Annotated in this window: 13 protein-coding genes; 1 reads left to right on the top strand and 12 read right to left on the bottom strand. The window is 70.9% G+C overall.

Translation table 11 applies throughout. The features are described from left to right. Nucleotides 1-18 precede the first annotated feature (18 nt). The 4 genes from ACFTQE_RS17660 to ACFTQE_RS17645 form a co-directional block, all read right to left on the bottom strand. Nucleotides 19-1,797 carry an ABC-F family ATP-binding cassette domain-containing protein gene (locus ACFTQE_RS17660; protein ID WP_376926298.1) on the bottom strand — a complete coding sequence of 593 codons (1,779 nt, stop codon included), beginning with the start codon at nt 1,795-1,797 and terminating at the stop codon, nt 19-21. A gap of 345 nt (nt 1,798-2,142) precedes the next feature. After that, on the bottom strand, nt 2,143-3,732 hold the full coding sequence (locus ACFTQE_RS17655; RefSeq protein ID WP_376926297.1) for a malate:quinone oxidoreductase: 1,590 nt from the start codon (nt 3,730-3,732) through the stop codon (nt 2,143-2,145). Next, on the bottom strand, nt 3,687-4,133 hold the full coding sequence (locus ACFTQE_RS17650) for a VOC family protein (RefSeq protein WP_376926296.1): 447 nt from the start codon (nt 4,131-4,133) through the stop codon (nt 3,687-3,689). Before ACFTQE_RS17650 ends, ACFTQE_RS17655 begins: the two co-directional genes overlap by 46 nt. A gap of 47 nt (nt 4,134-4,180) precedes the next feature. Further along, entirely contained in the window at nt 4,181-4,600 is a 420-nt protein-coding gene (locus ACFTQE_RS17645; RefSeq protein WP_376926295.1) for a hypothetical protein, read from the bottom strand. A gap of 87 nt (nt 4,601-4,687) precedes the next feature. On the opposite strand from ACFTQE_RS17645, the gene ACFTQE_RS17640 reads away from it, so the two are divergent. Then, a complete protein-coding gene (locus tag ACFTQE_RS17640; protein ID WP_376926294.1) occupies nt 4,688-5,308 on the top strand; it encodes a MerR family transcriptional regulator in 621 nt (206 codons plus the stop codon). 103 nt (nt 5,309-5,411) lie between these two features. Here ACFTQE_RS17640 and ACFTQE_RS17635 read toward each other — a convergent pair whose 3' ends face one another. The 8 genes from ACFTQE_RS17635 to ACFTQE_RS17600 all read right to left on the bottom strand — a co-directional run bounded on the left by ACFTQE_RS17635 (nt 5,412) and on the right by ACFTQE_RS17600 (nt 14,565). Continuing rightward, the gene (locus ACFTQE_RS17635; RefSeq protein WP_376926293.1) at nt 5,412-6,425 is read right to left on the bottom strand and encodes an N-acetylglucosamine kinase; all 1,014 of its coding nucleotides are present in this window, start codon (nt 6,423-6,425) and stop codon (nt 5,412-5,414) included. Then, nucleotides 6,422-7,681: a 6-phospho-beta-glucosidase gene (locus ACFTQE_RS17630; protein ID WP_376926292.1), complete on the bottom strand. Its 1,260-nt coding sequence runs from the start codon at nt 7,679-7,681 to the stop codon at nt 6,422-6,424. Before ACFTQE_RS17630 ends, ACFTQE_RS17635 begins: the two co-directional genes overlap by 4 nt. 103 nt (nt 7,682-7,784) lie before the next feature. Continuing rightward, complete coding sequence (locus tag ACFTQE_RS17625) at nt 7,785-8,945, bottom strand: ROK family protein (protein WP_376926291.1); 1,161 nt, start codon at nt 8,943-8,945, stop codon at nt 7,785-7,787. Nucleotides 8,946-9,014: 69 nt separating this feature from the next. Next, entirely contained in the window at nt 9,015-9,863 is an 849-nt protein-coding gene (locus tag ACFTQE_RS17620) for an ABC transporter ATP-binding protein (RefSeq protein ID WP_376926290.1), read from the bottom strand. Beyond that, entirely contained in the window at nt 9,860-10,771 is a 912-nt protein-coding gene (locus tag ACFTQE_RS17615) for an ABC transporter ATP-binding protein (protein ID WP_376926289.1), read from the bottom strand. The genes ACFTQE_RS17620 and ACFTQE_RS17615 overlap by 4 nt, the downstream gene beginning before the upstream one ends. Beyond that, on the bottom strand, nt 10,768-11,859 hold the full coding sequence (locus tag ACFTQE_RS17610) for an ABC transporter permease (protein WP_376926288.1): 1,092 nt from the start codon (nt 11,857-11,859) through the stop codon (nt 10,768-10,770). The genes ACFTQE_RS17615 and ACFTQE_RS17610 overlap by 4 nt, the downstream gene beginning before the upstream one ends. Further along, nucleotides 11,852-12,856, bottom strand: a complete 1,005-nt coding sequence (locus tag ACFTQE_RS17605; RefSeq protein WP_376926287.1) for an ABC transporter permease — start codon at nt 12,854-12,856, stop codon at nt 11,852-11,854. The genes ACFTQE_RS17610 and ACFTQE_RS17605 overlap by 8 nt, the downstream gene beginning before the upstream one ends. A gap of 44 nt (nt 12,857-12,900) precedes the next feature. Continuing rightward, nucleotides 12,901-14,565 (bottom strand): ABC transporter substrate-binding protein, encoded by a 1,665-nt coding sequence (locus ACFTQE_RS17600; protein WP_376926286.1) that lies wholly within the window; start codon nt 14,563-14,565, stop codon nt 12,901-12,903. Nucleotides 14,566-14,780 lie beyond the last annotated feature (215 nt).

Raw genomic sequence — 14,780 nt, 5'->3', positions numbered from 1 at the left:
CCGCGGCATCCGCTCGCCTCACCGGAGCGCGACGGCCGGCACGGCGCTGCCCGCCGCGAGCTCGAGCTCCTCCCCCGCCCAACGGCGCCGGAGCCACCGGTCGTGGCTCGCGATGACGACCGCGCCGGGATAGGCGCCGAGCGCCTCCTCGAGGTCGGTCGCGAGCGCGAGCGACAGGTGGTTGGTCGGCTCGTCGAGCAGGAACACGTGCGGCGGCCGGGCGATCACGAGTGCGAGCGCGAGCCGGCGCTGCTGCCCGACCGACAGCGCGCCGACCGGCCGCGACTCGTCGCGCGGGGCGATCAGGCCGAGGCTGCCGAGCGGCACCTGCTCCGCCCGCCGCTCGCCGAGCGTGCGCTCGTACAGCCGGCGCGGCGAGGCGTCGGGGTCGGCGAACCGCACGTCCTGCTCGAGCAGTTGCACGCGCAGCCCTTTCCGCCGGTGCACGATGCCGCGGTCGACGCGCTGCGCGCCCGCGAGCACGTTCAGGAGCGTCGACTTGCCCGCGCCGTTCGCCCCGGTCACGAGCAGCCTCGTGAGCGGTGCCACCTGCAGCGCCTCGAGCGAGAGGCGGCCGTCGACGGCGATCTCCGAGAGCTGCACCAGCAGCCCGGACTCCTCGTCGAACGCGTGCGAGCCCGACGGGATGCCGGCGAAGACGAGCGGCGCGGGCGGCTTCCGCACCTGCTCGCGCTCGAGGGTCTCGAGCCTGAGCTGGGCATTGCGCACGCGCCGGCTCACCTGCTGCTCGACGCGGTCGCCGCGGCGACCGAACGCCATCTTGTTCCTGTCGGAGATGGGCGCGTTGTGCGACACGGCGCGGGAGGTCTCGGCGAAGCCGATCCGAAGTCGCCGGAGCTCCTCCTGCTCGTCGTCGTACTGGCGGCGCCAGCGATCGCGCTCCTCGGCTTTCACCTCGAGGAACTCGCTGAACCCGCCCCCGAAGACGGTGCCGCCCGCAGCCGCGAGCGACCGGTCGGGCGCTGCGTCCTGCATGCCGGGCGCGGATCGTGCTCCGGCGAGCGCGAGCGCGCCCGCCCGCCCCGGGTCGAGGTCGAGGAGCCCGGTGGCCGCCCCGTCGAGGAACGCCCGGTCATGGCTCGCGAAGACGACCGGCCCGCGCCACGCGCGGAGTCGGGCCTCGAGGAATGCCGCGGCGGCGTCGTCGAGGTGGTTCGTCGGCTCATCGAGCAGGAGGGCCTCGGGCGCGCTGAGCAGCAGCGCGGCGAGTGCGAACCGCGAGCGCTGCCCGCCCGAGAGCTCGTCGACGCGGCGGTCGAGGCCGAGCGAGCCGACACCGAGTCCGTCGAGCAGTTCGTCGCGGCGCGCCTCGGCGCTCCACACGTCGGCGCGTTCGGCGGCGTCGAGTGCTGCCGAGTAGCGCTCGGCGACGACGGAGCGATCGCCCGACGAGTCGTCGGCGAGTGCCGCGGCCGCGGCATCGAGCTCGCGCTCGATCGCCCGCACCTCGGCCAGTGCGGCCTCGAGCACCGCGTCGATGCGCTCGTCGGGGCCGAACGGCAGCTCCTGGGAGAGCAGCGCGGTGCGCAGCGGGCGAGTGATGCGACCTGACGTGGTTGCTTCCAAGCCGACGGATGCCGCGGCATCCGCTCGCTCGAACTCGCCGGCCATGAGCCGGAGCAGCGTGGACTTGCCGGCGCCGTTCTCGCCGATGAGCCCGAGCCGCTGGCCCGGCGCGACGGCGAAGCCGAGGTCGGAGAACACGCGTCGATCGGGATACGAGACGGAGAGCCCGTCGACACGGAGATGGTGGGAATGGATGACGGATACAGCCATGCGATACGCCCTTTGCGCGAAAGCCCCCGGGCAGTCGACGGATGCCGCGGCACGCGTGCTGCACGCACGATGCACCGAGCTGGCGGAACGCGGGCGCGCGGCGCCGACGACCGCCCGGGAGCGGAGATGGGTCCCGCCGGGCATTGCCGTGGATGGGTGCACGCGAGTGCTCTCGCGGTCAGCACGGGGTGATCAGAACCGTGCGCACACCCGATGTCTACGGCGCCTCAGGCGCGGGACGAGGGTGTGTGCTCACTTCATAGCGGGTACGACGGTACCAGAGCTCGCCGGGAAAGCCAACCGCCGCCGAGACGGCATCGTCGTGTCGTCTCGGCGAACGGGGTGTCAGAAGGCGAGGTCGAGCACCTTCGCGGTGGCCGCGAGCGAGGCGGCCGCGCCCTCGGGGTCGCTCGAGAGCTTCGTGCCGTAGCTCGGGATCATCTCGCGCAGCTTCGGCTCCCACTCCGCCATGCGGTCGGGGAAGCAGCGGCCGAGCACGTCGAGCATGATGGGCGCAGCGGTCGAAGCGCCGGGCGAGGCGCCGAGGAGGCCGGCGATGGTGCCGTCGGCGCCCGTGATGACCTCGGTGCCGAACTGCAGCACGCCGCCCTTCTCGGGGTCCTTCTTCATGACCTGCACGCGCTGGCCCGCGGTGATGAGCTCCCAGTCCTCGCTCTTCGCGGTGGGCATGAACTCGCGAAGCGCCTTGAGCTTCTTGTCGCGCGAGGCGAGCAGCTCGGAGACGAGGTACTTCACGAGGTCGAAGTTCTTGAGGCCGACCTGGATCATCGGGCCGAGGTTGTGCAGCCGGATCGAGAACGGCAGGTCGAACCACGTCGAGCTCTTCAGGAACTTCGGCGTGAAGCCCGCGTACGGCCCGAAGAGCAGCGCGGTCTCGCCGTCGACGACGCGGGTGTCGAGGTGCGGCACCGACATCGGCGGAGCGCCCTTCGCAGCCTTGCCATAGACCTTCGCGTTGTGCTGCGCGACGAGCTTCGGGTTCGTCGTGCGGAAGAACTGGCCCGAGATCGGGAACCCGCCGAAGCCCTTGATCTCGGGGATGCCCGAGTGCTGCAGCAGAGCGAGGGCGCCGCCGCCGGCGCCGACGAAGACGAAGCGCGCGTTGATGGTCTTCGGGGTGTTGCCGACGAGGTGGCGCAGGCGCAGCTTCCAGGTGCCGTTCTTCTGGCGCTTCAGCCACGTGACCTGGTGGTTGGTGGCGATCTCGGCGCCACGGCGCTCGATGTCGCGGAGCAGGAATCGGGTCAGCGCACCGAAGTCGACGTCGGTGCCCGCGGCCGTGCGGGTCGCGGCGACGCGCGCCCTGGGGTTGCGCTTCTTCGCGAGGAGCGGGGTCCACTCGGCGATGCGCTCGAGGTCCTCGGTGAACTCCATCTCCTCGAAGAGCGGCTGCTCGGCCAGTGCGGCGACGCGCTTCTTCAGGTACTCGATGTTCGCCTTGCCCCTGACGAACGTCATGTGCGGCGCGGTGTTGATGAAGTTGTGCGGCTCGGGCAGCGCGCCCTGCTCGACGAGGTACGCCCAGTACTGCCGGCTGACCTGGAACTGCTCGTTGATCGCGACGGCCTTGTCGGCGCTCACCGTGCCGTCGGCGTTCTCGGGCATGTAGTTGAGCTCGCAGAGGGCGGCATGGCCCGTGCCCGCGTTGTTCCATGCGTTCGAGGACTCCTGCGCGACCTCGCCGAGTCGCTCGTAGACGCGGATCGTCCAATCGGGTTGGAGTTGCGAGAGCAGGGAGCCGAGAGTCGCGCTCATGATGCCCCCGCCGATCAGCACGACGTCGACGGTTTCCTCTGAAGTCACGGATTCCAGTGTAGATGCCGTGGATGATGCCCCAGACCAGCCGCGTTCAGGCTCGGCAGCGGCGTTCAGGTCCCGCGGAGCACCGGCAGGCCCCGCTCGTCGAGCGGCCACGACGGGTTGTGCGCGAGCTCCCAGAGGTTGCCGTCGGGGTCGGCGACGTAGCCGCTGTAGCCGCCCCATTCGGTCGCAGCGGCCGCCTTGGAGATCGAGCCGCCCGCGAGCACCCAGTCGCCGACCGCGTCGTCGACGTCTTCGGGCGAGTCGAGGTTGATCGCGAGCGCGACGGCACGGAAGCCCGGTGCGTTCGCGTGCATGGTCGGGAGCGCGGCATCCTTCGCGAGCTCGGCGGTCTCCCACAGGGCGAGCACGCCGCCGGGAGTTGCGAAGAAGGCGATCTCGCCGGCCTCCGACGACGGCGCCTCGCGCCAGCCGAGCCTGCGATAGAACGCCGTCGCGACCTCGACGTCGGCGACGCCGAGCGTGACGAGTGAGAAGCGCTGCGGAATGGCCATGCGCCGACGTTACGCCGGTCAGGCCCGTCTCGCACCCATCCTCCTGCTCAGAGTGCCGCGATCCCGCCCGCGACGAGCCCCACGCCGGCCGTGATCAGCCCGGCGGTGAGCACGGCGGCGCCGATCCAGAGGAGCACGATGAGCCGGTTCGGCTTCTCGGGGTCGCGACCGAGCGCGGAGAGGAAGAACCCCGCGGGCATGAGGATCGCCGCGATCGGTGCGCCGAGTCGGGCCAGCCAGAGCCAGAACCCGTCGAGGGCGGCGTAGGAGACGACGGAGAGGATCACCATCGAGAGCACGAGCAGCACGGCCGCGTGGGCGTGGCCCGCACGGAAGAAGCTCGTCTGCAGCGGATTCGCGGGCGCCAGGCCGCGCACCACCCGGGTGAGGAAGTAGCCGCCGCTCTCGACCGTGACGAGCGCGAGCAGGAGGACGCCGATGAGGATGAGATCTGGAGCGGACGGCATGGCCGGTCCTTTCGTCGCTGTTTCATGATTGGATAGTTGTACTCTCCAATATTAGAGAGTTGTACTATCCAATGCAAGGGATCCAGCATGCGCATCTCCGCACTCGCCGCCGAGGCCGGCCTGCCCGTCGCGACCGTGAAGTACTACCTCCGCGAGGGCCTCCTGCAGCCGGGCACCGCGACCTCAGCCACGCAGGCGAGCTACGACGAGCGCCACGTGCGGCGGCTCCGGCTCGTGCGCGCGCTCACCGGACCGGTCGGCCTGAGCGTGCAGCAGGCACGCGCCGTGCTCCAGCTCGTCGACGACCCCGGCGACGACCTCTACTCCGCCCTCGGCCGCGCGGTCGGCGCACTGCCGCCCGAAGGCGCCGAACCCGCCGGGGCCGACGACCCCTACCCGCGGGCGCGGGCCGCGCTCGAGGCGCTCGGCCAGGTCTACGACCCCGAGTTCGCCGCGGTCGCCCAGCTCGAGGGCGCCCTCGCGGCCGCCGACGACGCGGGCATGCCGATCACCCCCGAGCGCCTCGCGCGATACGGCCGGGCGGCGGCGGACCTCGCGGCCTACGACCTCGAGCGGATGCCTCCGGAGCCGCACGCCGCCGTCGAGTACACGGTGCTCGGCACCGCGCTCTACGAACCGGTGCTGCTCGCGCTGCGCCGCCTCGCGCACCAGGACGTCGCCGTGCGGCGCCTCGCCCGCGACGTCTGAGGGATCCACCTCGATCCGTCGGAAAAGCACGCTCGGGGCCGCTCGGAGCATGTTTTTTCGACGGTTCGACTGCAGGCGCGAGCCGGGAGGCGCCCGTGCACGTTCAGTGCGCGATCGGCGCCACTTCGCGCACGGCATCTGCGTGCGTCATCCGCGTCGCGCGCGTGACCGCATCGCGCGCCCGGTCGAGTGCATCGGCACTCGCGCCCGCCTGATCGAGCGCGAGCAGGGCGGCGCCGACGATCGGCGCGGCGTCGAGGATCTCGAGCCGCGCCGCCGGGGCGACGCGTGCGAGCCCCGAGGCGATGCCGCCGAGCAGTCGTTCGTCGCCCGAGCGGACGATGCCGCCGCCGAGCACGATCGGGATGGCGCGATCGGCGAGGCCGAGCCGCGTCACGCACGCCCTGGCGAACGCGACGATCTCCTCGGCCTGCCGATCGACGAGACCGACCGCCACGGCGTCACCGGCCCGCGCGGCCTCGAAGACCGTCGGCGTGAGCGCGGTGAGCTCGCTCGAGTCGCGCCGGCCGAAGTGCAGGTCCTCGATGAGGGCGGGCACCGAGGCGACGCCGAGCTGCCCGACGATCGCGGCGGTGAGCACCGTGTGCGGCCCCCGGCCGTCGACGTCTCTCGCGGCATGCCAGAGCACCTGCTCGCCGATGCCGCTGCCGCCGCCCCAATCGCCCGAGAGCGGGCCGAGCGACGGGAATCGCACGTCGGCGCCGTCGGCGCGCACGCCGACCGCGTTCACCCCGGTGCCGCAGACGATCGCGACGGCGTCGGGTTCGTCGGTGCCCGCTCGGAGGACGGCGTACAGGTCGTTGGCCACGACGACCGACGACCCGGCCCACGCGAATCCGGAGATCGCGTCGGCGTACTGCTCGACCTCGACCGGCAGGTCGAGACCCGAGACGTAGAGCCCCGCGTGCACGACCGGACGCTCCCCCGCGACGCGCCTGACGAGATCGTCGACGACGACCACCGCCTCGCCGAGCCCCTCGAAGTGCGGGCTCGAGCCGGCACCGCGCTCGTGGGCCACGAGCTCGCCGTCGATCGTGAGGGCGACCGCGTCGGTCTTCGAGCCGCCGCCGTCGACGGCGACGATCACGCCGTTCACCGCGCCCACTCCAGGAACTGCGCATTCTCGGCCATCAGTAGGTCGGTGAGCTGCTCCGCACGCTCGTGCTGCAGCACGAGCGGGTGGGCGCGCATGGCGCGGAGCACGCGGTCGCGGCCGCCGTGCACCGCGGCGTCGAGCGCGAGGCGCTCGTACCCGGCGACGCCCGAGATGAGTCCGCGGATGTCGTCGGGCAGCGGCGCGACCGGTTCCGCGACGAATCCCCCGTCGCGGAACACGGCCGGCACCTCGATGACGTGGTCGTCGGGCAGGAACGGCAGCACGCCGTCGTTGCGCAGGTTGACCACGCGTGAGCGGCTTCCGCCATCGCGCATCGCCGCGAGCAGCTCGATCGCCGCCTCCGAGTAGAAGGCGCCGCCGCGCCCCTCGAGTGCTGCGGGCTTGTCGTGCTGGGCGGGGTCGGCGTAGAGCTCGAGCAGCTCGCGCTCGATCGCGCGCACCGCCTCGGCCCGTGTCGGCTCGTGCAGCTGCTCCCGCAGCACCTCGTCGTGCGCGTAGTAGTAGCGCAGGTAGTACGAGGGCACCACGCCGAGCTGCGCGATGAGCGCCGGCGCCAGGTGCACCTCGTCGGCGAGCTCGCCGAGCCGGTGCTCGAGCAGCCCCGGCAAGCGGTCGTCGCCGTCGATGACGACGCTCCGCTCCCAGGTCAGGTGGTTCAGGCCGACATGCCCGAGGCTGACCCGGTCGTGGTCGACGTCGAAGAGCGAGGCGAAGCGGCGCTGGAAGCCGATCGCGACATTGCAGAGGCCGACGGCGCGGTGGCCCGCCTCGAGCAGGGCCCGGGTGACGATGCCGACCGGATTCGTGAAGTCGACGATCCAGGCGTCGGGCTTCGCATGCGCACGCACGACATCGGCGATGCGGAGCACCACGGGCACGGTGCGCAGCGCCTTGGCGAGGCCACCGGGGCCGGTCGTCTCCTGGCCGATGCATCCGGCCTCGTGCGGCCAGGTCTCGTCGGCATGACGGGCGTCCTGCCCGCCGACCCGCAGCTGGATGAGCACGGCGTCGGCGTCGGCAACGCCCGCGACGAGGTCGGTCGTGCCGATCACCTTCGCGGGATGCCCGGCGTGCTCGAGCATGCGCTGCGACATGCCCGCGACGAGCGCGAGGCGCTGCTCGTCGGGGTCGACGAGACGGATCTCCTCGAGCGGCAGGGTGTCGCGCAGGCGGGCGAATCCGTCGATCAGTTCGGGCGTGTAGGTCGAGCCTCCGCCGACGATGGCGAGCTTCATCAGTCCTCAATTCCGTGCATGGTGCGCCCCGCGCGAGCGCGGAGCGAAGGGTCGGTGGCCGGGCGACGGATGCCCCGTGGCATCCGTCGCTCGATGGCCGGAGTCAGGTGGCGAGCGAGATGTCCGCCTCGAGGTGGTCGCGGATCTGCTCGACGAGCTGCTGGCGCGCGCCGAGGAGCACCGGCTGGGCTCCCGTGCCGCTCGTGCGCATCGCGAGCTTCGGGTGCGCCGCCGGGTCGACCCGGTCGGCGACGAGTTCAGCGAGGCGACTGCCGCCGGCGGTGCCGGTCGGGCCGCCGAGCACGATCATCGAGGGATCGAGGATCGCGAGCAGCGGATTGACGGCGAGGATCACCCGGTCGGCGAGCGCCGACAGGGCGTCGTCGTCGTGCGCGAGTCGGGGCAGCACCTCGGCGAGCGTCTCGCCGCTCCCGCCGTCGCCGAGCAGGCGGGCCACGGCCGGGCCGCCGAGCAGGTCGGTGAAGTCGTTCGCCGACGGCGCGAGCGGCTGGGCCGTTCGCGGCACCGCGAGGTAGCCGATCTCGCCCGCCCCGCCCGAGGCGCCGCGGTGCACGACCCCGCCGAGGTCGAGGCCGACGCCGAGGCCGTCGCCCATCCAGAACAGCGCGAAGCTCGAGGCCTGCTGCGCCGCGCCCGACGAGCGCTCGGCCATCGTCGCGAGGTTCACGTCGTTGTCGATCGTCACCTGCAGGCCGAGCTCCCGCTCGATGCGCGCACGGGCCCCGACCTCCGGCCAGCCGGGCATGGTGTCGGTGAACGAGAGCTCGTCGCCGTCGACGAAGAACGCGGCCTGCACGCCGATCACGACGCGGCTGACCGTGGCGGCATCGATGCCGGCCTCCGCGCAGGCCGCCTGGACGGCGGCCCGCACATCGCCCTCGGGCGAGCGCTCGTGCCCGTCGGTCGGGATCTGCACGATCGGGTGGTCGTGGTCGACGGCGTCGACGACGACCGCCTGGATCGCCCGGTCGAGGATCGAGATCGCGACGCCCGTGATGCGATCGGTGCGCACCCCGTAGGTGATCGCGTTCGGCCCTCGGCCTCCCGACCGCTCGCCGACCGGCCGGATCAGGCCGACCCGCTCGAGTCGTGCGAGCATCTGCGAGGCGGTGGGCTTCGAGAGCCCGGTGAGTTCGCCGAGTCGCGATCGCGTGAGGGGACCGTGCTCGAGGAGGAGCCGGAAGGCGGTGCGGTCGTTGCGCGCCGCGAGCCACGTCGGGGTGCCCGGGTCGATCTGGTTCACGGCAGGCCGCCTCTCTCGTTCGGTGTTGGTGGTCACTCTATCTGAAAAGAATGTTTACTGATTGTTGCCTCACCCGCCATTCCGAACGTCGTCGCGCAGCCGCCCGAGCCGATCGGGGTCGGCCGCGGCCTCGAGCAGGGTCTTCGTGTACTCGTGCTGGGGATCGAGGATCACCTGCTCGCTCGGCCCGCGTTCGACGATCTCCCCGCGGTACATCACGAGGATCTCGTCGGAGAAGTGCCGCGCGGTCGCGAGATCGTGCGTGATGTAGAGCACGCCGAGGTGCTCCTGCCGCTGCAGTTCGGCGAGCAGGTTCAGCACGCCGAGGCGGATCGACACGTCGAGCATCGACACCGGCTCGTCGGCGATGATGAATCGCGAGCCCGGGGCGAGCGCACGCGCGATCGCGACGCGCTGCCGCTGGCCGCCCGAGAGCTCGTGCGGCCGGCGATCGGCGAACGTCGCCGCCGGCGAGAGGCGCACGCGCTCGAGCAGCTCCTCGGCCCGCTCGCGGATCTGCCGCGACGAGAGCCGCGGGTGGTGGATGCGCAGCGGCCGCTCGAGGTGGTGCAGGATCGGATGGAACGGGTTCAGCGAGCTGAACGGGTCCTGGAAGACCATCTGCACGTCGCGCCGATAGCGGGCGAGGCCGCCGCCGCGAGTCGCGCTCGACCGCCCGTCGAGCAGCACCTCGCCGGAGGTCGGCGTCTCGAGCTTGGCCATCATGCGGGCGATCGTCGACTTGCCCGAGCCGCTCTCGCCGACGAGGGCGATCGTGCGGCCGGGTTCGAGGGTGAACGAGACATCCTTCACCGCATGGAGCGTGCGCACCCTGGTGCCGCTCCGCAACCGGAAGTCCTTGACCAGGTTGCGCGCCTCGAGGGTCGTGGCCTCGACCGCGGTCGCCCGCCCGCTCATGCCGCACCTCCCGCCGCCGCGCCGGTGCGGATGAAGTCGCCGCGGTCTCCGCGCAGGCTCGGGAAGCTCGAGAGCAGCCGCCTGGTGTACGGATGCCCCGGCGCCCGGTAGATCTGCTCGGCGTCGCCCTGCTCGATGATCTCGCCGTCGAGCATGATCGCGATGCGATCGCTGATCTCGATGAGGAGCGGCAGGTCGTGCGTAATGAAGATCACCGCGAAGCCGAGCCGCTCGCGCAGCCGCATGATCTCGCGGATGATGCCGCGTTGCACGACGACGTCGAGCGCCGTGGTCGGCTCGTCCATGATCATGACCTGCGGGTCGAGGGCGAGCGCCATGGCGATCATGACGCGCTGACGCATGCCGCCCGACAGTTCGTGCGGGAAGCTCGAGAGCCGCGCTGGGTCGACGCCGACGAGCGTCAGCAGTTCGGCGCTCCGGGCCTCGCGCTCGGCGCGCCGCATCTCGGGCCGGTGGGTCGTGAACACGTCGTGCAACTGCTTGCGCACGTTCATGACGGGGTTCAGCGAGTTCATCGAGCCCTGGAAGACCATCGACACCTTGTTCCAGCGGAACCGGCGCAGCGTCTCGCCGTCGAGGGCGACGACGTCGATGTCGCGACCGGATGCGTCGTGGAACACCACCTCGCCGCCGGTCATGAGCGCCGGGGCCTTCAGCAACCGGTTGAGCCCGTAGGCGAGGGTCGTCTTGCCGCAGCCCGACTCCCCCGCGAGGCCGAGGATCTCGCCGCGGTGCAGCGTGATCGACGCCCCGCGCACGGCCTTCACCGGCGGGTCGACCTCGTACTCGATCGAGACGTCGCGTGCGGTGAGCACGGGTTCGCCGAGGGCGGGGACGGTGACGGCGACGGCGTCGGCGTTCAGGTCGGCGTTGGTGTTGGCGTTCATGCGAATGCTCCGGTGTCGGCGACGCCCTTGCCGGCCTTCGCGGCCTTGCGCTGTCGCTTCGCGTTCTCAGGCGCGAGCCTGAGCTTCGGGTTCACGACCTCGTCGATCGCGAAGTTGATGAGGGACAGTCCTGCGCCGAGGGCGGCGATGATGAGGCCCGGCGGCACGAACCACCACCAGGCGCCCGTGCCGACGGCCTGGCCCGTCTGCGCGTCGTTCAGCATCGTGCCGAGCGTGATCGAGCCGGTCGGCCCGAGGCCGAGGTACGAGAGGCCCGCCTCGCCGAGCACCGCGAAGATGACGCCGAAGATGAACTGCGCGGCGAGCAGGGGCACGAGGTTCGGCAGGATCTCGACGAAGATGATGCGGCCGGGCTTCTCGCCCGCGACCCGCGCCGCGGCGACGTATTCGCGGGTGCGGAGCGATCTCGCCTGCGCCCGGAGCACCACGGCGGAGCCGGCCCAGCCCGTGATGCCGAGCACGAGCGCGACGAGGAGGGAGCTTCGCGCGAGCGGACCGAGCCCCTCGGCGTTCTGCACGTACGCGGCGATCACCATGACGACGGGCAGGCCGGGGATGACGAGGACGATGTTCGTGAACAGCGTGAGCACCTCGTCGAGCACGCCCCCGAAGTAGCCGGCGAAGACACCGAAGATCACGGCGAGGAGGAGGGCCACGATGCCGGCGACGATGCCGATGAAGAGCGAGCCCTGCGTGCCCCACGCGAGCTGCGAGAAGACGTCGTAGCCGAGCTTCGTGGTGCCGAGCCAATGCTCGGCCGATGGCGGTTGCAGCGCCTCGTTGCTGGAGTCGCGGGGCGGCTGGGCGATCATCGGGCCGAAGATGCCGAACAGCGTGATGAGGCCGACGATCACGACGCCCGTGATGAGCTTGCCCGAGCGACTCGGCAGGATGTGCCGGAAGCGGCCGCCCCGCGCGGAGCGTGCAGCAGCGATCGCGGCCGTGGCGGTCGCCTCGCGGGTCGTCTCGCGAACGGCCTCCGCCGAGACGGGCGCCTGGAACGGCGCGTCGTCGCCGGTCGCGTAGACGTCGTCGGCGCGGTCGAGGGTGGGCTGGGAGTCATCCATCGTGTCGCACCCTCGGGTCGATGAAGCCGTAGATGAGGTCCATGAAGAAGTTGGCGGCGAGCACGGTGAGCGTGATCACGAGGAAGACGCCCTGCATGAGTGCGTAGTCGAGGCCCTGCACCGCCTGGATCATGAGCTTGCCGATGCCCGGGTAGCTGAACACCTGCTCCATGACGATGGAGCCGGCGACGACGAATCCGAGGGCGATGCCGAAGCCGGCGAGGCTCGGGATCGCGGCGTTGCGCGACGCGTACTTCGTGCGCACGCGACGAGGGGTGAGCCCCTTCGCCTCCGCGGTGACGACGTAGTCCTCCGACATCGTCGACACCATCATGTTGCGCATGCCGAGGAGCCAGCCGCCGACCGAGGAGAGCACGATCGTGATCGCCGGGAGGATGGCGTGGTAGATCGCGCTGCCGATGAACGCCCAGCTGAGCTCGGGGCCGGCCGGGAACTCGAACACGTCGTAGCCGCCGACGATCGGGAACAACCCCAACTGCACGGAGAACACCGCGACGAGCACGAGAGCGAGCCAGAAGTACGGGATGGACTGGAAGACCGTCGTGACCGGCACGAGGTGGTCGAGCCAGGTGCCGCGCCGCCACCCCACCCATGCGCCGACGATGATGCCGAGCAGGAAGGAGATGACGGTCGCGACACCGACCAGGATGATCGTCCACGGCAGGGCCGCCGCGATGAGATCGGCGACCGAGGCCGGATACCTCGTGGAGGAGACGCCGAGGTCTCCCTGAAGCAACCGGCCCCAGTACGCCACGTACTGGTCCCAGAGGGACATGTCCTTCCCGGCGCCGAGGATCGAGGTGATGGCCTCGATCGTCTCCTCGGAGAGCGGACGCCCGCCGCTGGCGCGCCGGAGCTTGCCGAGCATGATGGCTGCGGGGTCGCCCGGCAGGAGCCGCGGGAGCAGGAAGTTGAGCGAGATCGCCGCCCAGAGGGTCACCAGGTAGAAGGCGACCCGCCGAAGGTAGAAGCTCATGCCGCTGCCGTCCTCGAGTTGGGGAGTTCCATGGGACCGACGGCCTACTTCGCGGGCGTGAGGTGCGAGAGCACGACCGCGTTGGCCACTGCGAGGTACGGCAGCGGTGCGGCGTAGAGGTCGCCCTCGCTCGGCCATCCGCTGAACTTCTCGGTGTTGAAGAACGACTGCGATGCGTTCAGCACCACCGGGATGTACGGGAGGTCGCGGGCGATCTCGGTCTGGATGGTCGCGTAGGCCGCCTGCTTCGTCGCGACGTCCTGCGTCGCGCCCGCTGCGAGCACGGCGGCGTCGACGGCCGGGTTCGAGTAGCGGGCGTAGTTCTGACCGACGAGCGGGGTCTCGCCGACCTTGACGGTCGAGGTGCCGGCGAAGTACTCGTGGTAGTTCGAGTACGGGTCGGCGACGAGGCTCTGCGTGAGGCCGTAGAGCGCCATCTGGAAGTCGCCCGACTGGATCGGCGTCCAGTACTCGGCGTCGGAGACGGTGCGGGCGTTGATGCGGATGCCCGCTTCGGCCGCCTGCTCCGAGATGAGCTTGGCCGCGTCGTTGTAGTCGGTCCAGCCGTCGGGCGAGAACAGGTCGATCTCGAAGGCCGTGCCGCCCTTGCCGTAGAACCCGTCGGCGTCCTTCGTGTAGCCGGCGGCCTCGAGGATCGCGCCCGCCTCTGCGGCGTTCGCCTCCTGCGGGCTCGTGGCGAGCTCGGGATCGCTCAGCCACTGCTCGTCGCGCGGCTGCAGGGTGAACGACGGCGAGGACTCGCCCGCGAGCCCGGCGAACGCCTTGTCGGCGATCGTGGCGCGGTCGATCGCGACGTTGATCGCCTGGCGCACCGCGGGGTCGGTCTGCGCCCCCTCGCAGCCGAGGTCGGCGTTCGCGCAAGTCGTGATCGTCGTCGGGTCCTGCTGCAGGTTCAGCGTCGTGATGTCGCCCTTGCCGGTGACGGCGTCGGGGTTCGCGATGAACTGGCCGACCCAGTCGATCTTCCCGGTCGTCAGCAGGTCCTGCGACGACTGGTTCGAGTCGAGGCCGAGGTACTGCACCTCGGTCACGGCGGGGGCGCCGTCGCGGAAGAGCTCGTTCGCCTCGACCGTGTACGCCGCATCGGAGAAGCTCTTCAGCACGTACGGCCCGGAGCCGACCGGCGCGGGGTTCGTCTCGGCCATGAAGTCGTCGATGTCGGCCCAGATGTGCTCGGGGATGATGTAGGTCGAGCCCAGCGTGAGCGAGGCGCTCGTGAACTGCGGCTCGGTGTAGGTGAGCACGACCGTGGTCGCGTCGGTGGCCTCGGCCGAGACGAACTGCTCGGACTTGTTCGAGCCGTACCCGAACGTGAAGGCCACGTCGTCGGCGGTGAGGTCCTCGCCGTCGCTCCACTGCAGGTCGGGCTTGATCGTGACGGTGAGCGTGCGGCCGTCTTCGCTGTACTCGTAGCTGTCGCCGATGAGGCCGACGGGCGCGTCCGCCGAGAGCTGGTTGAAGAAGAACAGCGGCTCGTAGATCGCGCCGAAGGTCGCGTGCACGGCCGTGTCGACGGCGAACGGATTGAAGTTGTTGTTGATCGGGGTGGCGCTGCCCGCCCAGACGCGGAGGACCGAGGCGTCGTCGCCGCCCCCTCCTGCCGACGGGGTGCATCCGGTCATTCCCAGGGCGATCGCGGCCGCTCCGGCGGCGAGTGCCACCGCGAGGGAGCGTTTGGTTCGAGTCATCTCCGGCATTCCTCTCGTGCTTCGTTGCGTGGAAGGTGGTGCAGTGAGTCGCGCGCAGGTCTCGGTGCTCACGCGTTACTGGAAATGACCCTAACAGAAAAGATAGTAACTGGAAACAACTCATTCAGTTTCTGTTCCAGCCGCGTTTCCCACGCGTCTCCCTCGCGTTTCCGGCGCGGAGACGACGAAAGCGCGGTGCCGACCAGGTCGGCACC

Source organism: Agromyces sp. NPDC056965 (genome assembly GCF_042673425.1).
In the GTDB taxonomy this organism is placed as follows: domain Bacteria; phylum Actinomycetota; class Actinomycetes; order Actinomycetales; family Microbacteriaceae; genus Agromyces.
Note: the sequence above shows the minus strand (reverse complement) of the source record. Positions and strands in the feature narration are given on the sequence as shown.

Bases quoted from the DNA above. Each gene is read 5' to 3' on its own strand.
- ACFTQE_RS17660 (WP_376926298.1), bottom strand. From the start codon at position 1,797: ATGGCTGTATCCGTCATCCATTCCCACCATCTCCGTGTCGACGGGCTC.
- ACFTQE_RS17650 (WP_376926296.1), bottom strand. From the start codon at position 4,133: ATGGCCATTCCGCAGCGCTTCTCACTCGTCACGCTCGGCGTCGCCGAC.
- ACFTQE_RS17645 (WP_376926295.1), bottom strand. From the start codon at position 4,600: ATGCCGTCCGCTCCAGATCTCATCCTCATCGGCGTCCTCCTGCTCGCG.
- ACFTQE_RS17640 (WP_376926294.1), top strand. From the start codon at position 4,688: ATGCGCATCTCCGCACTCGCCGCCGAGGCCGGCCTGCCCGTCGCGACC.
- ACFTQE_RS17630 (WP_376926292.1), bottom strand. From the start codon at position 7,681: ATGAAGCTCGCCATCGTCGGCGGAGGCTCGACCTACACGCCCGAACTG.
- ACFTQE_RS17620 (WP_376926290.1), bottom strand. From the start codon at position 9,863: ATGAGCGGGCGGGCGACCGCGGTCGAGGCCACGACCCTCGAGGCGCGC.
- ACFTQE_RS17615 (WP_376926289.1), bottom strand. From the start codon at position 10,771: ATGAACGCCAACACCAACGCCGACCTGAACGCCGACGCCGTCGCCGTC.
- ACFTQE_RS17610 (WP_376926288.1), bottom strand. From the start codon at position 11,859: ATGGATGACTCCCAGCCCACCCTCGACCGCGCCGACGACGTCTACGCG.
- ACFTQE_RS17605 (WP_376926287.1), bottom strand. From the start codon at position 12,856: ATGAGCTTCTACCTTCGGCGGGTCGCCTTCTACCTGGTGACCCTCTGG.
- ACFTQE_RS17600 (WP_376926286.1), bottom strand. From the start codon at position 14,565: ATGACTCGAACCAAACGCTCCCTCGCGGTGGCACTCGCCGCCGGAGCG.